The sequence below is a fragment of the Sutcliffiella sp. FSL R7-0096 genome (assembly GCF_038595065.1).
Classification (GTDB): Bacteria; Bacillota; Bacilli; order Bacillales; family Bacillaceae_I; genus Sutcliffiella_A.
Genome location: NZ_CP152003.1, coordinates 2,575,685 through 2,597,209, shown reverse-complemented (window position 1 = coordinate 2,597,209; position 21,525 = coordinate 2,575,685). Strand labels below are relative to the sequence as shown.

General features: G+C 41.1%; 20 protein-coding genes. 18 read left to right on the top strand and 2 right to left on the bottom strand.

Features of this window, described 5'->3' with window-relative positions:
* Positions 1-2 precede the first annotated feature (2 nt).
* On the top strand, positions 3-1,214 hold the full coding sequence (locus MKY77_RS13170; protein WP_339146326.1) for a 3-oxoadipyl-CoA thiolase: 1,212 nt from the start codon (positions 3-5) through the stop codon (positions 1,212-1,214).
* 150 nt (positions 1,215-1,364) lie between these two features.
* Complete coding sequence (gene paaX, locus MKY77_RS13165; protein WP_339146324.1) at positions 1,365-2,240, top strand: phenylacetic acid degradation operon negative regulatory protein PaaX; 876 nt, start codon at positions 1,365-1,367, stop codon at positions 2,238-2,240.
* A gap of 486 nt (positions 2,241-2,726) precedes the next feature.
* Here paaX and MKY77_RS13160 read toward each other — a convergent pair whose 3' ends face one another.
* Positions 2,727-3,245 carry a gamma carbonic anhydrase family protein gene (locus tag MKY77_RS13160; RefSeq protein ID WP_339146322.1) on the bottom strand — a complete coding sequence of 173 codons (519 nt, stop codon included), beginning with the start codon at positions 3,243-3,245 and terminating at the stop codon, positions 2,727-2,729.
* Positions 3,246-3,324: 79 nt separating this feature from the next.
* On the opposite strand from MKY77_RS13160, the gene MKY77_RS13155 reads away from it, so the two are divergent.
* The 16 genes from MKY77_RS13155 (at position 3,325) to MKY77_RS13080 (ending at position 20,560) form a co-directional block, all read left to right on the top strand.
* A complete protein-coding gene (locus MKY77_RS13155) occupies positions 3,325-4,272 on the top strand; it encodes a nitronate monooxygenase (RefSeq protein ID WP_339146321.1) in 948 nt (315 codons plus the stop codon).
* Between the two features lie 452 nt (positions 4,273-4,724).
* Entirely contained in the window at positions 4,725-5,723 is a 999-nt protein-coding gene (locus MKY77_RS13150) for an ABC transporter substrate-binding protein (protein WP_339146319.1), read from the top strand.
* Positions 5,724-5,753: 30 nt separating this feature from the next.
* Positions 5,754-6,776, top strand: a complete 1,023-nt coding sequence (locus tag MKY77_RS13145; protein ID WP_339146317.1) for an ABC transporter permease — start codon at positions 5,754-5,756, stop codon at positions 6,774-6,776.
* Complete coding sequence (locus MKY77_RS13140) at positions 6,754-7,548, top strand: ABC transporter ATP-binding protein (protein ID WP_339146315.1); 795 nt, start codon at positions 6,754-6,756, stop codon at positions 7,546-7,548. The genes MKY77_RS13145 and MKY77_RS13140 overlap by 23 nt, the downstream gene beginning before the upstream one ends.
* Before the next feature lie 322 nt (positions 7,549-7,870).
* Positions 7,871-8,269, top strand: coding sequence for a thioesterase (locus MKY77_RS13135; RefSeq protein ID WP_339146314.1), 399 nt, complete (start codon positions 7,871-7,873; stop codon positions 8,267-8,269).
* A 23-nt stretch (positions 8,270-8,292) separates the two neighbouring features.
* Complete coding sequence (locus tag MKY77_RS13130) at positions 8,293-9,429, top strand: Glu/Leu/Phe/Val dehydrogenase (RefSeq protein ID WP_339149816.1); 1,137 nt, start codon at positions 8,293-8,295, stop codon at positions 9,427-9,429.
* A 16-nt stretch (positions 9,430-9,445) separates the two neighbouring features.
* Positions 9,446-10,510: a pyruvate dehydrogenase (acetyl-transferring) E1 component subunit alpha gene (gene pdhA, locus MKY77_RS13125; RefSeq protein ID WP_339149815.1), complete on the top strand. Its 1,065-nt coding sequence runs from the start codon at positions 9,446-9,448 to the stop codon at positions 10,508-10,510.
* Positions 10,510-11,505, top strand: coding sequence for an alpha-ketoacid dehydrogenase subunit beta (locus MKY77_RS13120; RefSeq protein ID WP_339146313.1), 996 nt, complete (start codon positions 10,510-10,512; stop codon positions 11,503-11,505). The genes pdhA and MKY77_RS13120 overlap by 1 nt, the downstream gene beginning before the upstream one ends.
* Positions 11,506-11,522: 17 nt before the next feature.
* On the top strand, positions 11,523-12,776 hold the full coding sequence (locus tag MKY77_RS13115; RefSeq protein ID WP_339146311.1) for a dihydrolipoamide acetyltransferase family protein: 1,254 nt from the start codon (positions 11,523-11,525) through the stop codon (positions 12,774-12,776).
* Entirely contained in the window at positions 12,777-14,213 is a 1,437-nt protein-coding gene (locus MKY77_RS13110; RefSeq protein ID WP_339146309.1) for an FAD-dependent oxidoreductase, read from the top strand.
* 119 nt (positions 14,214-14,332) lie between these two features.
* Positions 14,333-15,451, top strand: a complete 1,119-nt coding sequence (hppD, locus tag MKY77_RS13105; RefSeq protein ID WP_339146307.1) for a 4-hydroxyphenylpyruvate dioxygenase — start codon at positions 14,333-14,335, stop codon at positions 15,449-15,451.
* 58 nt (positions 15,452-15,509) lie between these two features.
* A complete protein-coding gene (gene hisC / locus MKY77_RS13100) occupies positions 15,510-16,598 on the top strand; it encodes a histidinol-phosphate transaminase (RefSeq protein WP_339146306.1) in 1,089 nt (362 codons plus the stop codon).
* A 19-nt stretch (positions 16,599-16,617) separates the two neighbouring features.
* Positions 16,618-17,226, top strand: a complete 609-nt coding sequence (locus tag MKY77_RS13095) for a flavin reductase family protein (RefSeq protein ID WP_339146304.1) — start codon at positions 16,618-16,620, stop codon at positions 17,224-17,226.
* Between the two features lie 19 nt (positions 17,227-17,245).
* A complete protein-coding gene (locus tag MKY77_RS13090; protein WP_339146302.1) occupies positions 17,246-18,157 on the top strand; it encodes a fumarylacetoacetate hydrolase family protein in 912 nt (303 codons plus the stop codon).
* Between the two features lie 45 nt (positions 18,158-18,202).
* Positions 18,203-19,354: a homogentisate 1,2-dioxygenase gene (locus MKY77_RS13085; protein ID WP_339146300.1), complete on the top strand. Its 1,152-nt coding sequence runs from the start codon at positions 18,203-18,205 to the stop codon at positions 19,352-19,354.
* Positions 19,355-19,735: 381 nt separating this feature from the next.
* Entirely contained in the window at positions 19,736-20,560 is an 825-nt protein-coding gene (locus MKY77_RS13080) for a CAP domain-containing protein (protein ID WP_339146298.1), read from the top strand.
* Between the two features lie 539 nt (positions 20,561-21,099).
* Here the strand turns inward: MKY77_RS13080 and MKY77_RS13075 are convergent.
* Complete coding sequence (locus tag MKY77_RS13075) at positions 21,100-21,477, bottom strand: hypothetical protein (protein WP_339146296.1); 378 nt, start codon at positions 21,475-21,477, stop codon at positions 21,100-21,102.
* Between the last annotated feature and the right edge of the window lie 48 nt (positions 21,478-21,525).

Below are 21,525 nucleotides of genomic sequence, written 5' to 3'. Positions count from 1 at the left end.
TTATGAAGGAAGTTGTAATTGTAGATGCTTGCCGCACACCGATTGGAAGATATAAAGGTGCGTTAAAGGCTGTCCGACCTGATGACCTTGGGGCGATTGTAATTAAGGCTTTGGTAGAAAGAAACCCGAATGTGCCAGTAAACGAAATAGAAGAAGTCGTGTTCGGAAATGCCAATCAAGCGGGGGAAGATAACCGCAATGTTGCAAGGATGAGTGCTCTATTGGCCGGTCTTCCGGTAGGGGTGGCAGGTACCACGATCAACCGTTTATGCGGCTCCGGTCTTGATGCGGTGAATTATGCGGCACGGGCCATTATGGTAGGAGAAGGCGACATTTTTATAGCCGGCGGGACGGAGAGCATGACAAGGGCTCCGTTTGTCATGGCAAAGCCAGAAATGGATTATCCCCGTGGCAATATGGAATTGATGGATACGACCATTGGCTGGAGATTTACCAACAGAAAACTCGAAAAAATGTACGGAGTGGATACGATGCCACAAACGGCAGAAAACGTCGCTAAAGAGTTCTCCGTTTCCCGTGAAGATCAAGATGTATTTGCCTATGAAAGCCAGCAAAAAGCAAAAATGGCTATGGAGTCGGACCGCTTTAAAGAAGAAATGGTACCAGTCACGATTGTGGATAGAAAAGGTAAGGAAACAATTGTTGACTGCGACGAACATCCTCGACCTGATACAACTTTGGAGAAACTGAACAACCTGAAGCCTATTTTTGGCGAAGGAACTACAATCACTGCAGGCAACGCGTCCGGTGTAAATGATGGCGCATCAGCACTACTACTAATGAGTGCAGAAAAAGCAAAGGAGCTTGGCTTGAAGCCGTTAGCGAGGTATGTCACGTCTGCTGCTACAGGGCTTACTCCCTCCATTATGGGAATAGGGCCGATCTATGCCACTAGGAAGGCACTCGGGCGGGCTGGGTTGTCTGTTGGAGATTTAGACCTCATTGAGTTAAATGAAGCATTTGCATCCCAATCGCTTGAATGTATTCGTCAACTAGAATTAGATCCAAGCAGAGTGAATGTTAATGGAGGGGCAATTGCGTTCGGACATCCTCTTGGTGCTAGCGGGGCCAGAATCTTAACTACGCTTGTGCATGAAATGAATAAGCGGGACGCGCGATACGGTCTTGCGACAATGTGTGTAGGTGTTGGACAGGGAATTGCGACAATAGTAGAGAGACTACAAGAATCATAGAGCTTGATGCCCTATGATTCTTTGGGATGTTTTTTGAAGGATACTTGGATAAGTTTTCCGTTCTGTCTTTTCTATAACGCGTTACTCTGTTAAAATGAAATTACTGTAATATAGCGATTTATCATTTGTGGCAGAAAGAGGATGCAGGAAATGAATACAAGATCAATGATTTTTACTTTATATGGTGACTATGTCAGACATTATGGCAATAAAATTTGGATCGGAAGTTTAATCAAATTATTAAATGAATTCGGTCATAATGATCAAGCCGTACGAGCAGCGATTTCCCGTATGAACAAGCAGGGATGGGTCCAAGCGAAGAAAAAGGGAAACAAAAGTTATTATTTTTTAACAGAACGCGGCGTGAAAAGAATTGACGAAGCGGCAAAACGTATTTTCAAGCTGAAGACGGATAGCTGGGATGGAAAATGGCGCATGCTCATGTACACCATACCAGAAGAAATCCGAAGTGTTCGGGATGAATTGCGTAAAGAGTTGGTCTGGAGTGGATTTGGTACATTATCCAACAGTTGTTGGATTTCGCCCAACTCATTAGAAAAACAAGTACAAGACCTTATATCAAAATATGAAATTGAAGAGTATGTCGACTTTTTCATTTCAGAATATCATGGTCCATACGAAAATGAACGACTTGTTATGAAAAGTTGGGATCTTAATGAGATTAATGGACGGTACCAACAATTTATACAAGAGTATAGTCAGAAGTATATCATCGACAAGAATAAGATTGGAAAAGGCCAAATGACAGATGCCGATTGTTTTGTTGAGCGGACCAAGCTTGTACATGAATACAGAAAGTTCCTGTTCGTTGATCCAGGACTGCCAGAAGAGCTTTTGCCGGATATGTGGCTAGGCAGCCATGCGGCTTCTTTATTTAGTGAGTATTATAAAGAATTGGCTGAACCAGCTTCCCGGTTTTTTGAAGAGGTCTTTGAGGACGGTAATGAGTTGGAATTGAAGGATAAGAAGTATGATGTGATGAATCATCCTTATATTATGGAGTGATGGGGGCATTTCCACTATGTTGTTGGTGGGAGTGCTTTTTTGGGTATTTTCGGAGTTGTTGTTTACATAACATTATTATGATGGATATTGTTTGTGCCGCTTTTTTGAAAGGTAGAAGCTCGGCTGAAAAGTGTAGAAGGTTTGTTATTTATGGTAAAAGATCCTTAAGAAAGTGTAGAAGTTTCATATTTTTAAGTAGAAGATCATCATAAAGTTGTAGAACCTAGCAAACTAGATCTAAAAAGACAGAACCAATAAATAAATCAATTCATCAAATATTGAATCAAATTAAAAAGCACCTTTATGAAGACCTCTCTACTCATTTCATTTCATCACCGAGGTCCTTATCACTTCCATAAGGACCTCCCTAGTCCTTATTCCTCGTCACTGAGGTCTTCAACACGACCATTAATAAATTACTCAAATGATTATTCCACAAACAAAAAAACCGAGCAATCCCAGCCCGGGTCCTACCTATACTTCATATTATCCCTCGACCAATTCCTTCTGATAATCCTTCCCTTTTTGCACATATGTATCAATGGAAAGCTGAATCAATTCCAAGTCCTTGTCCGTTAATTCCCTGATAACCTTACCAGGGGAACCCACTACCAATGAACGCGGCGGTATTTTTTTTCCTGATGGTATCAACGTGTTCGCTCCGATGATGCTTTCCTCTCCGATTTCAGCGCCGTCTAGTATGGTGGAACCCATTCCCACGATGCACCTTTTCCCTACGGTACACCCATGCAAAATAGCAGTATGTCCCACTGTCACCTCGTCTTCAATGACCAACGGAAATCCTTCATATAAATGAGCAGTCACATTATCCTGTATGCTGCATCTTTTTCCAACAGTGATTGGACCTTCATCCCCTCTTAACACGGCGTTGAACCAAACAGTTGATTCTTCCCCGATCGTCACGTCCCCGATAATACGAGCGCCTGGTGCGACAAAAACAGAGCTATCAAGTTGTGGGGATTTTCCTCCATAAGGATAAATCATAGCTTATTACCTCCTGAGTAGATATTGTCTAAATATTAAAATTAGTATAACATTATTTTTACGAGGGGTGAAAGAATAGATGAATAAATTAATAGAGATTCTAGGGATAAACCTTCCTATCATTCAGGGAGGGATGGGGAATATTAGTAATGCTCCTTTAACCGCAGCAGTATCCAATGCAGGTGGCCTTGGTACGATTGGGGCAGGAACGTTGCTTCCGGAAGAAGTGGAAGAAATTATAAGGCAAACCAAAACCATGACAGGAAAACCCTTTGCGGTGAATGTTGCATTATCGGTTTCACCGTTTACAAAAGAAATTTTAACCCTAATCATTAAGCATAAGGTCCCAGTTGTCTCCCTTTCTGCAGGAAATCCGTCACCTTACATACCGAAACTGAAAGAGCATGGAGTAAAAGTCATATGTGTGGTCGCTTCCCCTAAACAGGCAATGAAAGCGGAAAAAGCCGGTGCCGATATTATTGTGGCAGAAGGTTTTGAGGCCGCTGGAATCAATTCTAATTTAGAAACCACCACCATGACTTTAATTCCTCAAATAGCGGATGTCGTATCAATCCCAATAGCAGCTGCGGGGGGGATCGGAAATGGCAAAGGTCTTGCTGCCGCATTGGCTCTTGGGGCATCAGGAGTCCAGATGGGGACAAGGTTAATTGCAACTATGGAGGCCCCGTTCCATCCTCAGTACAAAAATGCAATTTTAGAAGCGGATGATCAGGGGACTGTCATTGTAGGGCGGAGCGTAGGAAGAGTGAGAAGGGTACTCCGCACTCCATATGCGGATCATTTGCTCCATAAAGAGAAAGAAGGGGTCACGCTAGAAGAATTTAACGAGCTGACCACCGAAGCACATCATATAAAAGGAGCAGTCAATGGAGAGTTGGAAAAAGGGTTTATTAATGGTGGTCAGATATCGAGCGTCATTTCTTCCATTCCTAGTGTAAAAGAATTATTTGAACAGATGATAGCTGATGCCAAAAGTCAGCTGCAAAGATCCGAAGATTTATTATAATCAGTGTTGAAACCTCTAATGTAAGAAGAGGTTTCTTTTTATTTTTTGGCTCATATCGTAAAACTTTGCTGCTTTTACGTATTTTTAATCCAACCGTTATATTACTTACTGTCATGCTCTTTGCGCTGCAATACAAAATATACTACCTGCATATTTTAAGCGGTGAAAAGTCTAATTGCCGACTTTTCACTAGTGAATACCAACAATCTTTTAGAAAAGGGCCTTTATTTTCAAAAATAAAAAGGGTTTTTGGGACAAATGGCGTATTTATTGTACAATAATAAATTTATTTAAATTTTTAGAATATATTGACACTCTTAAAATTTTGGTGTTAATATAACGTTGAAAAAACGTTAAGCTTAATTGACATCATAGATATACATTTATTGTAAACGGTTTCAAAGCTTACATATTTCTTATGTGGCTTAAAACATATATAAGGGGGATAAACGATGAAAAAGATCAAGATGAAATCCATTTTGGCAAGTGTTGCATGTGCTGCCTTGCTGGTTGGTTGCAGCTCTGATGCAACAAGTGGAGATGCAAAGGACCAAGTGGTAATTGGTGTGACTCAAATTGCTGAACATCCTTCTTTAGATGCTGCATTTGAAGGGTTTAAGAAGGCGCTGGAAGACAATGGCTACAAAGAAGGCGAAAACGTTAAGTACGATGTTCAAAATGCACAAGGAGATCCAAACAATAATAAGCCAATAGCCGATAAGTTTGTTGCAGATGAAGTGGATATGATATTTGCCAATTCCACTCCAAGTGCGCAAAGTGCTTTACAAGCGACAAAAGACATACCTATCATCTTTACTTCTGTTACCGATCCGGTTGGAGCAGAGTTGGTAGAATCTTTTGATAAACCAGGGGACAACATTACCGGTACATCTGATACACATCCGGAGGCCATTGCCACTACCATCAACTTTATGGTGGATGAACTTGGTGCGAAAAACATTGGTGTAATCTATAACACCGGTGAACAGAACTCTGTTGTTCAAGTGGAAACTGTTAAGAGTCTGGTAGAGGGAAAAGGGGCTTCCCTAGTAGAAGCTTCCGTGTCGACTTCTGCTGAGGTTCAACAGGCTGCTGAATCATTGATAGGTAGAGTGGATGCGATCTATATGCCTACAGATAACACAGTTGTATCAGCCTTACAATCACTTGTTACGGTTGCAAGTAACGAAAAGATTCCATTGTTTGCAGGGGATCTTGACTCCATGGAAGCAGGAGCCGTGGCTGCGAGCGGATTCAATTATTATGATCTTGGATATGAAACAGGATTGATGGCGGTGCAGATCTTAAAAGGTGAAAAGAAAGCTTCTGAGATTCCTGTATCCTACCCTCAAAACTTGAAATTGACCATTAATACAGATGCTGCAGAAGCACAAGGTGTCGAAGTACAGGACGCTTGGACGGAAATTGCAGAATTCTATGATGAAAAATAATGCATAAGACAACAAGGAGATGATTCTTACGTGATTACAGCAATTTTTGGTTCAGTCGAATTGGGAATCATCTACGCAATCATGGCCCTGGGGGTATATCTTTCCTTTAGGGTCCTTGATTTTCCTGATTTGACGGTAGATGGAAGTTTTGTTACAGGTGCAGCAGTAGCTGCGACTATGATTGTAAGTGGCTATAGCCCTGTTACGGCAACATTGGTGGCTATGGTAGCCGGTTTCATTGCAGGTTGCATAACCGGATCATTACATACTTTCGGTAAAATCAATCCTTTGCTATCTGGTATTTTGATGATGATTGCCCTGTATTCCATCAATTTACGGATAATGGGCAGATCGAACGTTCCCCTAATGAACAGCGATACGTTTTTTAAAAATGTTCGCTCCTGGTGGAATGATATGGGAATCGATCCGTTTTTGAATAATATCTTTTCATCTATCGGCTTAGGAGCTTTCGTACCACGGACTTGGGCGATTATTATCATCATGCTCCTTGTCACGTTTGCCATCAAAATCTTAACGGACCTTTTCTTGAAAACCGAGATAGGGTTGGCAATCCGGGCTACTGGTGACAATAAACGAATGATTCGCAGCTTGTCCGCCAATACAAGCGGACTAGTCATAGTGGGATTGGGCATTTCTAATGCGATGGTTGCATTTTCAGGTGCACTGATTGCACAACACGGCGGTTATGCAGATGTTGGTATGGGAATCGGAATGATCATCATCGGATTGGCATCTGTCATCATCGGGGAAGCCATCTTCGGCACTAGAACCATTGCATGGACAACCTTTGCAGTTATAGGTGGGGCGATCATCTACAGGATAGTAGTCACCTTGGCACTAAGGGTAGATTTCTTGGAAACAGGTGATTTAAAGGCCATTACAGCTACCATTGTTATTTTAGCACTTATAACCCCTAGATTCATTGAGAGCTATAAAGAGAGAAAGCGGAAAAAGCAGAAGATGTTAAAGCTCCAATCTCTTGGTGCCGCGAATGGAAAGGGGGAGCAACGTGCTACACTTAACTCAGATTAACAAGGTATTTAATGAAGGCACTCTAGATGAAAAGAATGCACTAGATACAATAAACCTTTCTATGAAAAAAGGGGATTTTGTCACCATCATCGGAAGTAACGGTGCAGGGAAATCCACCTTGATGAATATGATTTCAGGTGTCCTTACACCGGATACGGGGAAAGTAGAAATTGACGGTAGAAATGTTACTTATATGGCTGAGCATCGAAGAGCAAGGTATATCGGGAGGGTGTTCCAGGATCCAATGGCGGGGACCGCCCCAACTATGACGATTGAAGAGAATCTTGCGATGGCCTACTCCCGTAATAAAAATCGCACATTGAAAATGGGTGTTACTAAAAAGAGAAAAACTTATTTCAAAGAAGTGCTCGAAACACTTCACCTTGGCCTTGAGAACAGGCTTTCTGCAAAAGTCGGCTTGTTATCCGGAGGAGAGAGACAGGCCCTGTCCTTATTAATGGCGACATTTACCGAACCGGATATCCTCTTATTGGATGAGCATACGGCAGCCCTAGATCCATCTCGTGCAGAATTAATTACAAAAATCACCAAAGAGATTGTGGCCGATAAAGGCTTAACCACATTGATGGTGACCCATAACATGCAACAGGCACTCGATCTAGGTAATAGACTGATCATGATGGACAAAGGCCAAATTATTCTCGAAGTAGAAGAAGAGGAAAAGAAAACCCTTACCATCGAACGACTTTTATCCGAATTCCAGCGAATACGCGGCCAACAAATGACCAACGACAGAGCGTTACTAAGCTAAACTGATTAAATAAAGAAGTTACATTGATTTATAGGTAGAAACCTAGTTCATCGTAGTGGAAGGCGCGCGCAGACTCCCGCTTGGAAGAAGGGACAGGTGAGACTCCGCAGACGAAGTCGAGGAGGCTCACGGACCGCCAGCAGGAAAGTGAAGCGCCTGAAACGAAGATCAACCGTTAATGGTATACACCAAGAGTAGAATGGACCCTCCGTTCTACTCTTTTTTATTGACTATTTATAAAATTTCTACAATTTATTGACTGTTTATTTAACGGAATGTTATTATAGCGTTGAATAAACGTTATACGTTTGAGGTGAAAAAGATGAATTCGGATTTGAGGGTCGGTGCAAAGCATTCCATCCAGATTACTGTTACACAAGATATGTTTGCACAGTTTGAAGGGAAACTGGTTCATCCTGTCTATTCTACTGCAACGATGGTTTACCACATGGAATGGGTCTCTAGGCAAATGATTTTGGGGATTCTTGCCGAAGAGGAAGAAGGGATGGGTGCAGAAGTGAAAGTGAAACATATGGCTCCGGCAATAGAGGGGTCCATTTTAACACTTGAAGCGACAGTGATCTCCTTTAAAAAGAATTTCATCATTACAAGAGTACTAGTGCGCTCACAAGAAAAAGTGGTTGGTGAAGGGGAAGTAACACAAGTCATTTTGCCTAAAAGCAAAATTGAACAGATGATTAGTAACAAGAATAATAGATAAAAAGGGTGGTTCTTTTGACAAATATGAAAACGCTTACTTACGAAGTTGGGGGAATGGAAATGTTCGATAAGATTCAACAACATCAACAAGTAGTTTTTTGTAACGATCCGGATACTGGGTTAAGGGCCATTATTGCCATACATAACACAACATTGGGTCCTGCTCTGGGTGGATGCCGTATGCAGCCTTATCAAACTGTCGACGCAGCACTATATGATGTTCTTCGCCTTTCAAAAGGGATGACATATAAATGTGCAGCGGCGGATGTGGATTTCGGTGGCGGGAAGGCGGTAATCATCGGCGACCCGAACAAAGATAAAACACCGGAGCTATTCCGCGCCTTCGGTCAGTTTGTAGAATCATTGAATGGTAGGTTTTACACTGGAACAGATATGGGGACATCTCCTGAGGACTTTGTGCATGCCTTAAAAGAAACGAACTGTATCGTCGGAGTAGATGAGGTTTATGGTGGAAGCGGAGATTCTTCCGTTCCAACAGCACAAGGGGTCATCTACGGAATTGAAGCAACGAACCTTACCCTTTGGGGCTCTAAGAATTTATATGGAAAAAGTTATGCAATCCAAGGGCTTGGAAAAGTTGGGGCAAAAGTGGCAGAACAATTGATGAATGCCGGTGCTGACATATATGTATCGGATATTAATGAATTTGCCATCAATCAACTTGTAGCGAAAGCTAAGGAAATAGGAGCAGGCATTAAAGTGGTAGGTGGGGATGAAATCTATTCTGTGGATGCGGATGTATTTGTACCTTGTGCACTTGGAGGAATAATCAATGATCAAACCGTGGAACAACTGAAGGTAAAAGCGGTTGTAGGTTCAGCAAATAATCAGCTGATAGAAAATCATCATTGTGCCATGCTTCAAGAAAAAGGAATTCTCTATGCTCCAGACTATATCGTCAACGCAGGTGGACTGATTCAAGTGGCTGATGAACTTTATGAACCAAACAAAGAGCGGGTACTTCGCAAAACGATGGCCATCTACAATTCTTTGATGGATGTTTATAAGGAAGCGGAGAAAATGAATATCACCACAGTGGAAGCGGCCAATAATTTCTGTGAGCAAAGATTGGTGGACCGAAGTAGAAGAAATAGCTTCTTTACACATTCCAAACGACCAAAATGGTCTGTACGAGTTTAATAGAGGAGGAAATATGTTGAAAGATCAATTTCCTATCATTCAGATAATCGATAATCAGGGCAATATCCTTGATAAAACGTATGAAGAAGGAATCACGGAAGATTTGGCTAAGTCCATGTATAGACATTTACTTAGAATTCGCACCTTTGACAAAAAGTGTATAAGTCTTCAACGCCAAGGACGTATCGGGACATATGCACCTTATGAGGGTCAAGAAGCTTCACAAGTCGGTAGTGCGTTGGCTCTAAATGAAGATGACTGGTTGTTTCCTTCTTATAGGGACCACGGGGCAACCATGACGTTCGGTCACTCCCTTCGCAACATCCTTCTTTTTTGGAACGGGAGAAATGAAGGGTGTATTCCGGCTAATGGAAAGAAAGTATTTCCGCCGGGTATTCCTATTGCAACTCAACTGCCACATGCTGTAGGCGCAGCCTATGCAGAGAAAAGAAAAGGCACTAAAAATGCTAGTATTGTTTATTTTGGGGATGGAGCAACATCTGAAGGGGATTTTCATGAAGGGTTAAACTTTGCAAGTGTTCTGAAGGCGCCGGTTGTGTTTTTTAATCAGAACAACCATTTTGCCATATCCGTACCCCTATCCAAACAAATGAATACGGAAACAATTGCTCAGAAAGCCCTCGCTTATGATATGAGAAGCGTCCGTATTGACGGAAATGATGTTTTTGCCGTTTATTTTCATACGTTGGATTCATTAGAAAAAGCAAGAAACGGGGAGGGGCCAACTTTAATTGAAGCTGTAACCTGGAGATATGGCGCCCACACCACTGCGGATGATCCAACCAAATATCGAGACCAATCTGAAAATGAGAAAAGACGCGAGAATGACCCGATCCTTCGCTTGGAGCGCTTTATGAAAAATCAAGGCTGGTTTACAGAAGACTGGAAAGAATCAATGTTAGTGGAGCTATCTCAAGAAGTCGATACTGCAATAGAAGAAATGGAGAATTTTCCAAAGGCAGACCCTGCTGATATGTTCGACTACGTATTTGAAAAGCCGACATGGGGAATTGAGCAACAGAAAAAGGAACTTCTTCAACTGATGAGAGGTGAAGCATAGTGGAAACGGCATTGAAAACGAAAACAATGACAATGGTTCAAGCGATCACGGATGGACTGGATACTATGCTCCGAGAAGACGAACATGTCCTTCTAATGGGCGAAGACATTGGGGTAAACGGCGGTGTTTTCCGGGCAACAGAAGGCCTGCAACAAAAATACGGCGAAGACCGTGTCATAGATACCCCGTTAAGTGAAGCAGGTTTCATTGGAGCTGCAATTGGTATGGCGATAAATGGTTTCCGTCCGGTTACAGAGATACAATTCCTTGGATTTATTTATCCTGCATACGAACAAATCATGACGCATGCATCAAGAATCAGGGCAAGAACAATGGGGCATTATACCGTCCCTATGGTCATCCGTGCACCATATGGGGCAGGAGTGAGGGCGCCTGAAATCCATTCAGACAGTACAGAGGCAATATTTACGCATATGCCGGGAATCAAAGTGGTTTGCCCGTCTAACCCATATGACGCCAAAGGATTATTGATTGCTGCAATCGAGGATCCAGATCCTGTACTATTTTTGGAGCCGATGCGTTGTTATCGTTCTGTCAGGGAGGATGTGCCTGAAGGAAAATATACAGTTGAGATCGGAAAAGGAAAGATATGTAGAGAAGGTGAGGATGTGACCATTATCGCGTGGGGAGCGATGGTTCCTGTAGCCCTACAATCTGCAAAAAAACTAGAATCTGAGGGTGTAAGTTGCGAAGTGATCGACCTACGAAGTCTCTACCCGATTGATAAAGATATCATTGCAGATTCGGTTCAAAAAACGGGGAGAACGGTTATTGTGCATGAAGCCCATGCGGCAACAAGTGTAAGTGGTGATGTGCTTGCCATCATCAATGAAACATCGTTTCTTTATCAAAGAGCGCCTGTGGAACGAGTGACAGGATTTGACGTTCCTGTCCCATATTTCGGGTTTGAAGACTACTATCTGCCAACTGCTGACAGGGTAGTTGCGGCAGTAAATAAAGTGATGAAGTTTTAGTGAAAGGGGGTTCACATATGATCGAGGTCAAACTTCATGATATTGGGGAAGGTATGACACAGGCTGATATTTTATCTTTCTTTGTTAAAAAAGGAGATAAAGTGAAGCCTGATGAGCCTTTAGTTGAGGTGCAGACAGATAAAATGACTGCGGAAATACCTGCGCCACTTGCTGGTGTAATTAAAGAAATATTGGTTAAAGAAGGGGAAACCATTCCAGTTGGTACGACCTTACTTATATTAGAAGCTGAATCAGCAGGGAAGGAATCAATCACTCCTCCCAACTCAGCCCATACAAACACTGCCACAAAAGCTACCGAAACAACAAGAAAGCATCAACCTCCAACAAAGTTACATTCATTTAGAATCATGGCTGCCCCTTATACAAGAAAGATTGCGAGGGACGCAGGGATTGATATTGAACAGATTGAAGGAACCGGTCCTGCTGGTAGAATTACAGATGAAGATGTTTATAGATTTATAGAAAGTAAAGAGCAGCCTGCCCCTAAAGTGGAAGTGAAAGAAGAGGAAGTTCAACAAGTTAAAACAAAAACAGAATCTAATAACCAGCAAGAACATTCTACAATCATTCCATACAGAGGGCGCAGAAAACAAATAGGCAAAAAAATGTCACAGTCCTTGCTTACAATCCCGCATTGCACTCATTTTGAAGAAGTAGATGTGACAAACATATTAGAACTCAGGGAAACTTGGAAGAAAAGCAATCAAAGCATCTCAGCAACCGCTTTATTCTTAAAAGCAATCTCTATCGCCCTTAAAGATTATCCAATCTTTAATGCAAGATTGAATGAAGAGGAAGAGACGATAGAGCTGCTAAAGGAACATCATATTGGAATCGCCACAGATACAGAAGACGGTTTGATTGTACCTGTGATTCGTAATGTGGAAAAGAAGTCATTAAAAGAAATCCATGCCAATTTAAAAGAATTAACCAAAAAGGCCCAGGACAATAAGCTTTCCATGAAGGAATTGACCGGAGGTAGTTTCACCATCAGTAATGTTGGTCCTCTAGGAGGAAGTATTGGCGCTACACCGATTATTAATCAGCCGGAAGTAGGCTTGATTTCATTTCATAAAACCAAAAAGCGTCCGGTTGTAAATGAGCAGGAAGAGATTGTTATAAGGTCCATCATGAACATTTCCATGTCATTCGATCATCGTGTGGCAGATGGAGCTACAGCAGTCGCTTTTACCAACCGGCTGACTCAACTTTTAGAAGAACCAAAATTATTGATGCTGGAGCTGGTTTAAATGGTTGTAGGCGAACTTACTCAAGAACGGGATGTAATGGTGATCGGCGGCGGACCGGGTGGTTATCACGCTGCAATTAGAGCGGCTCAGTTGGGCCGACAGGTTACCATCATTGAGAAAAACAAGCTTGGCGGCGTCTGCTTAAATGAAGGATGCATTCCATCAAAAGTACATACTGCAGCAGCCCAGTCTTTCCAACGGATGAAACCTTTTCAGCAGCTCGGACTGGATACTAGCGGAGTTACATTCGACCTGTCAAGGTTACAGGAACACAAACAAAAGGTAGTCGAGCAACTGCTTCAAGGGGTTGTGGCATTGTGTAAAGCAAATAAAATCGAGGTCATTGAGGGGGAAGCCTCTTTTATATCCGCCAGTAAAATAGGGGTGGAGAATGGGCATCAATATGATACTTTCACTTTTAACGATGTAATTATTGCAACTGGGTGCAACAAGAAGCCAATTGCTGAAATAAACCCGCAAGCTCTAACACCTACATCAATATGGAATCTGGAAGAATTGCCAAGTGAGCTTATTTTATATGGAAACAATGATTTCACCTTTGAAGCCGCAACAACATTTAACAGTTTAGGTTCAAAAGTGACATTGATTCTTCCGCCAGGTCAGCATGAATTTACATTTGATCCATCTATAAACAAAGAGCTGCAAAGACAGTTAAAAAAGCAAAAAATAAGGCTCTACAAAACTGAAACTACACCTCAGTTCAGGTTGAATGAAAATCTGTGGGAAGTGGCATTTGAGCACGGTAAGAATGAATCAGTTATTTTGGAAAGTTCACATCTTTATTGTGCCGAAGAAAGAAATCCAGTAACGGAATCACTTGGTGTTCAGCGAGCAGGAATTCATTTAAGTGATGAAGGCTTTATAAAAATTAATGAAGCTTGCCGAACAAATAATACTTCCATTTATGCAATAGGTGATATAACAGAAGGCCCTGCCTTGGCTGTTAAAGCAATTAAACAGGGAAAAGTGGCAGCGGAAAACATTGCGGGCCATCAATCTGAGTGCGATTTTACGTTTCTACCTAGAATCGTTCAGACCATTCCTCCGATTGCGGCAGTCGGAATGACAGAAACAAATGCGGTTGAAAATGGGTTTGAAGTGAAAATAGGGGAAAGCACTCTCCAAACAAATGGGTATGCAAGCATTTTGGGACAAAAAGAAGGCTTCAGTAAATCGGTAATAGATGCGAAAACAGATTTGGTCTTGGGTATTCATATAATGGGCGCCCAAGCAGTAGAGATGATCAGTACGGGAACGCTTGCTTTAGAAATGGTTGCAAGACAGGAAGATTTGCTGTTTCCTTCCTACCCGCACCCGACTGTAAACGAAAGTATGTGGGAGTCAGTGGAGGATCTCGATGGAAAAGCAATTCATAAGGGCCCGAGAGTCACAAAACAAAAACTAACATCCTCATGACACGTTGTCGCGTCAAAGCATTCTAGCTTTAAACGAGACTCTTGCAGACGATGAAAATTATAGATTATATTATATTCAGAATAATAATATTTTTTAGATAAAAATCAGGAGGGGTATTTATGAACGTAGAAAAAACGATGCAAGTAAAAGATCAAGCAGAAGAAGTATTTCCAGTAAAAGATGTTGACTATTTGGAGATCTACACAGGCAACGCTAAACAAGCATCACACTTCTTTGCTACCACATTCGGTTTTCAACCTATAGCCTATTCTGGTTTAGAAACAGGCAATAGAGAGACGGTTTCCTATGTTTTAAAGCAACGTAATGTACGCCTGGTCATTACAGGTTCACTTAAACAGAATACAAAAATTTCTGAGTTTGTTAAAAAGCATGGAGATGGAGTAAAGGATATTGCGCTAGTCGTGGAAGATGTTGAAAGTGCTTACAACGGTGCGGTGGAAAGAGGGGCAATTGCCATCCAGCCACCACAAGAACTGACAGACGAGAACGGAACATTGAAAAAGGCGGTAATTGGTACATACGGAGATACCATTCACACATTGGTTGAACGTAAAAATTATAAGGGAGTATTCATGCCTGGATTCAAAGCATACACGAATTCCACACCGGTTAAAGATGCAGGAATTATCGGAATCGATCATGTGGTAGGGAACGTAGAGCAAATGGAAGAATGGGTTGCTTATTACGAAAAAGTGATGGGCTTTAAAGAAATGACTCATTTCACAGATAAAGATATTAACACTGAATATTCCGCGCTAATGTCAAAAGTGATGCACAATGGCGGCAGAATCAAATTCCCAATCAATGAACCTGCTGAAGGAAAAAGAAAGTCGCAAATTGAAGAATACTTGGAGTTCTATAATGGTGCCGGTGTTCAACATATTGCAATTTTGACGGAAGATATTGTTCAGACAGTAAGCAAATTAAAAGAAAATGGTGTTGAGTTCTTAAATACTCCTGACACATATTATGAAATGTTATCAGAAAGAGTAGGGGAAATTGATGAGGAAATTGCAAAGCTTCGCGAGCTGAGCATTCTTGTTGACCGAGACGATGAGGGTTATCTGCTTCAAATCTTTACTAAACCTATTGTAGATAGACCGACTCTTTTCATCGAAGTAATCCAACGTAAGGGTGCAAAGGGCTTTGGTGAAGGAAACTTCAAAGCATTATTTGAATCCATCGAAAGAGAACAAGAGTTAAGAGGAAATCTGTAAGCAAGTCACAAAAGGGAGGGCCAGTTTCCTCCCTTTTTTATAGGAGGTAGATTAACCAATGGCGGTAAAAGTAAAAAGCCGAGAAATACTCCAACATATTGCTGCCTACCCTTTAGGGAAAAGTTTGCAGGATATACAGTCGGAATTAGGAATCGCGACGATTAGAAACATGTCTGAAATTGAAAACGTGTTCGGTTGTTCCCCGCTTGTAAAGAAACAATTAATGCAAAGGCTAGATCATTTATTTACTTACCCTGACGGTTCCGCGAGAGCTCTTTCTAGCAAATTGGCGGATTTTTTAGGAGTAGCCCAAAATCAGTTGTTCATTGGAAATGGTTCAGATGAAATAATCAGGCTGCTGATTCGAGCTTTTCTGAATACAGAAGAAGAGGCGATTATGGCTGATATTACATTCCCGAGATACAAAACCAACGTCTCCATTGAAGGCGGCAAGCCAGTGGTCGTTCCAATAAAAAATGGCGTGCATGATTTGACGGCAATGCTTGCTAATATTACAGAACAGACGAAAATGATCTTTGTCTGCAATCCTAACAATCCAACAGGGACAATTGTAAAAAAGGAAGAACTTATTTCCTTCATTGAAAATGTCCCGGAACATATCTTGATTGTGTTAGATGAGGCGTACTATGAATATGCAACAAGTGAGGAATATCTCCAATCCATCCCTCTATTAAAGAAACATGCCAATCTTGTTATTTTAAGAACGTTTTCTAAAGTCTATGGCCTGGCCGGATTAAGAATTGGCTATGGCATCATGGACCCTTCCATAACGGCAGAATTAAACAAAGTGAAAGAGGTATTCAATGTAAATCAGCTTGCTCAAGCAGCTGCGATGGAAGCCATTAAGGACCAGGAATTTAGAAAAGAGTGTATCCTTCGCAATGAAAAAGGGAGAGCATACTTGGAGAGAGAACTAGACGAATTAGGTTATACCTATTTCCCTACACAGGCAAATTTCATGATGATACATATCGGCAAAGATGGAAATGAAATCACTCAAGAATTACTAACAAAAGGGATCATGGTTAAAACAGGAGCAGCTTTGGGGTATCCGAACAGTATAAGGGTCACCATTTGCTCCATGGAGGATAACCTTTCTTTTATTGAGGCGTTAAAAAATTTGTAAAAAAGTGCAGGTGACAAACATGGATATTCAACCAAGCAATCTTGCCTGGAAAGATGCATACAAGCTGATGGTGGGTTCTATCTTGCCAAGACCCATTGCACTTGTTTCTTCTATTAATAAGGAAGGAATAGCAAACATCGCTCCTTTCAGTTTTTTTACAGCCATCAGTGCAGAGCCGATGCTTGTCTGCTTTTCTCCTATGCGAAGAGGGACTGATGGGTCGAAAAAGGATACCTTATTGAATATTGAAAGCACAAAGGAGTTTGTCATCAATATTGTCAGTGAGGAAATTGTGGAACAAATGAATATTACTGCAACTGAATTTCCAAGCGATGTGGATGAGTTTGAAGAGTCAGGCTTCACGAAAGAACCTAGTTTCATGGTTACACCACCGCGAGTGAAGGAAAGCCTTGTACAAATGGAATGCTCACTACATGAAGTGCTCCATTTCGGTGAAATACCAGGTTCAGGCAGCCTTGTAATCGGAAAAGTAGAGAGTTTCCACATTTCAGATGACTTGTATTTCGAGGGGAAGATTGATACAACAAAATTGAACCCTGTAGGAAGAATGGCAGGAAGTATGTATACAAAGGCCATAAGTGATATGTTCGAACTTCAACGCAAATAAGGAAATGTGAGGGTTTGTCATGAAGTATATTACCTTTAAAAATAGCTCTGGTGAGATCAAAGCCGGCTGGATAAATCATGACATTGTTGTCGACATGAACGAAGCATCAGATGGTCTTTTACCAACCGACCTTCTTACATTGATAAACCACTATGACAAATATAGAAATATAGTAACACTTTATTTAGAAAATGATGTAACTAAAGGAAGATATAAAAGAGAGGAAGTCACGCTCCTTGCACCGTTACCTAAACCTGTAAGCGTTCGTGATTTCTACGCGTTTGAGGAACATGTAAAGACTGCGCGGGCCAGAAGGGGACTGGATGTAATTCCAGAATGGTACGAAATCCCCGTCTTTTATTTTTCCAATCACTTGGCCATTAAAGGCCCCGGGGAAGGGATCGATAAACCATCCACTTGCGAGTGGCTGGACTATGAGCTGGAAATTGCCTGCATCATTGGAAAAGAAGGCAGAAATATTAAAGCGCAGGATGCCGAGGATTACATTTTCGGCTATTGCATCATGAATGATTGGAGTGCAAGGGACCTTCAAGCAACAGAGATGAAGGTTGGTTTGGGTCCTGCAAAGGGAAAGGATTTTGCGACATCCTTAGGGCCTGTCATTGTGACACCTGACGAACTTGAATCATTTAAAACAAGTAAAGGCTACAACTTAGAAATGACTGCTTCTGTAAATGGAAGTTTACTTTCAAAAGGGAATTTCGAGCAGATTCACTATACATTTGCTCAAATGATTGAAAGAGCATCAGCCGATGTAACAGTATTCCCTGGAGAAGTGATAGGATCGGGTACGGTTGGTACCGGCTGCATCCTAGAACTAGGTACAGAAGTACACCGCTGGTTACAACCTGGTGATGAAGTAGAACTATCCATCACCGGCTTAGGAACATTGAAAAACACTATAAAATAAGTGTGTTTAGAAGGTAACAACTAAACAATATAATGAGGTGAGCTCATGTATTATCGTAGAATGGGAGAAATACCACATAAACGCCATACGATGTTCAAAAAAGAGGATGGCACATTGTATAGAGAACAGGTAATGGGAACCAAAGGTTTTTCAGGTACACAATCCATCCTGTATCATCACTACCTGCCAACAGAAGTGGTAAAATCCACGGTACTTGGCAGCTATATGCCTGAATATGAAGAACAAGAAGCCTTGAATCACCGCCACCTACTCACCACTTCGATAGAGACCAAAGGAAATGCGTTAGATGCCAGAGAGTACTTATTAGGAAACAGTGATCTATTAATAGGAACAGCTCTGGTCACGGAGAAGATGGAGAATTACTACCGGAATGGAGACGGAGACGAACTTCTATTCATCCATTATGGTTCAGGAAAAGTAGAAACCATGTTCGGGACGATAACTTACCGTCCGGGGGATTATGTGACTATCCCAATCGGTACCATCTACCGTGTCGTACCTAATGAAGAATCTAAAATTCTCTTCATTGAGTCTTTTAGTCAACTAACCACACCTAGAAGGTATCGCAATGAATATGGCCAGATGTTGGAACACAGTCCATTTTGCGAACGTGACTTCAGGGGGCCAGAAACGTTAGAAACATATACAGACAAAGGTGAGTATGAAGTAATCACCAAAACAAGGGGTTATTTGCACTCACACGTACTTGGACATCACCCACTTGATGTAGTGGGGTGGGACGGTTATCTCTATCCATGGGTATTCAATATAGAAGATTTTGAGCCTATTACAGGCAGGGTTCATCAGCCACCTCCCGTCCATCAAACCTTTGAAGGGCATAACTTTGTTGTCTGTTCCTTCGTACCAAGATTGTACGATTACCATCCAGAAGCAATACCGGCTCCTTATTACCATAGTAATGTGAACAGTGATGAACTGCTTTATTATGTGGCAGGAAACTTCATGAGCCGCAAAGGAATTGAGGAAGGATCCATTACGTTACACCCATCAGGTATCCCACATGGCCCGCATCCTGGTACCACCGAGGCTAGTATCGGAAAGAAGGAGACCTTGGAGCTTGCAGTCATGATAGATACATTCAAGCCTTTGAAGGTGGTTAAAAAAGCTCACGGTATCGAAGATAAAAAGTATATGTTTACTTGGATAGATAAGTAAATCTGTGTGAAACACCATGCTTTCCAAAAAAGCTTGGTGTTTTTATGGTTTTATTATCCAAAAAAAGTTAGAATTCCTGTAAAGAATGTAACATTAAAGTACTATCTTGTAATAAAATGGACTGTATCAAAACTTGTCAACACCATTTTTTTAGTATAATTTTAATCTGTTTCATTTTACTGGAAAAATACTTAAAAGTTATTGATTTATACTTTTTATATAATCCGTTGATACATAAAGATTCTTGTAGTATATGGATAATTATAGAAAAATGATATAATTGATATCCACATTATTCCTCTAATATTACACAGAACCCGTGTTATGATTTTCGTGTAGCAAGAAAGCAACACAAAAAAATTTCAAGGGGGAAACACACCTATGAAAATCAACAAAAAGTCTATCATCACTGCTGTAACTACTGCAGCTGTATTAACTGCCGCACCATTCGGAATGAATGCGAAAGCAGAATCTAATGCACCAACAATTCCAACATGTGACTTAACAAATAAAGTCACTTCATTTAATATCAATAAAACTTTTACTAATCAAGAAGATGCAAAAGCATTCTTAGATGGCTATGTAAAAGAGCTTGAAGAAAAATACGGTGTAAAAGTAAACTTAAATGGTGTACCAGCTGCGGAAGCAACTGAAAAAGAAGCTCCAAAACAAGCTGAGCAGAAACCAGCTGAAAAAGTAGAAGCTCCTAAGGAAGAAAAAGCGGAAGCTCCTAAACAGGAAGCACCAAAGCAAGAAGCTCAAGCACCACAACAACCAGCACCACAGCAAAATGCTGAAAAACCAGCAACTGAACAAACTGCTGGGGCTGTAAGTGAATTTGAAAAGAAAGTTGTAGAATTAACAAACGCTGAGCGTCAAAAACAAGGTTTAGCTCCGTTAAAATTGGATGAAGAATTAAGCAAAGTAGCAAAAGAGAAATCTAAAGACATGAAACAAAACAACTATTTCTCTCATAACAGCCCGACTCACGGTTCTCCTTTTGATATGATGAAAAAATTCGGAATTCAGTACAACACTGCAGGGGAAAACATTGCACAAGGTCAACAAAGCCCTGAAGAAGTTGTAAATGCTTGGATGAATTCTGAAGGTCACCGTGCAAATATCATGAACAAAAACTTCACACACATCGGTGTAGGTCATGTGGCAGAAGGAAACTACTGGACTCAAATGTTCATCGGTAAATAATATGGGAAACTTTAAAGGCAGCCAAATTGGCTGCCTTTTTTGAAAGCCAAAAGTATAATTTTCGGTGAATTTTCGTTCCAGGCAATTAACTTGGGTTAATGTAATCTATCTGGAGCAGAAGAATACCTCTGTGAACTGGTAAATGAGAAGGAGAGGTCCTCATAGAGCGAATGAAGACCTCTGTGAAGCGGGAATAGAGGAGGAGAGGTTTTCATAGAGTGGATGAAGACCTTTGTGAAGCGGGAATGGAGAAGGAGAGGTCCTCATAAAGCGAATGAAGACCTCTGTGAAGTGGGAATAGAGGAGGAGAGGTTTTCATAGAGTGGATGAAGACCTTTGTGAAACGGGAATGGAGAAGGAGAGGTCCTCATAAAGCGAATGAAGACCTCTGTGAAGCGGGAATGGAGAAGGAGAGGTCTTCATAGAGCGATTGAAGCCGGCCTTATACGGGCAGTCATGGGCGGAAAGCGATAAACTAATTAACTAAAGTTTATAGCTCTTTAAAAAGACTTTCATAGTAAAGAAGAGGGGGGAGGATCCTACTCTTTTTCAATCAAATCACTATCAAAACGTTCCATGAAGAAATATGCTTTTCTAACCTGTTGGACAACCTTATGAATACTATTAGGGTTTATACGGTTGATTCCTATATCCTGAAGAATGGCCAAAGTAACTACCAACGAAGGTAGCAAGTGGTCAGAAACCCATAGATTAACGTCATGTTGTATCAAGATTTTGACTTCTCTTTTTAGATCATTCTTATAACTCTTAAATTCAGCGATCAATTTTGGATATAAGTTTTTCTTCGTTTCAAAATCCGCCGTTTCATATCTTTCGAGCAGGCATAAGAGTATGCTGAGTTGTTGACGAAAATAACTTAAAGAAGATAACACTTTTTCATTATCGTAATTGGTCATAATACAACCCCTCTATTACAAATTGTTATATGACTTATTTCGACAATA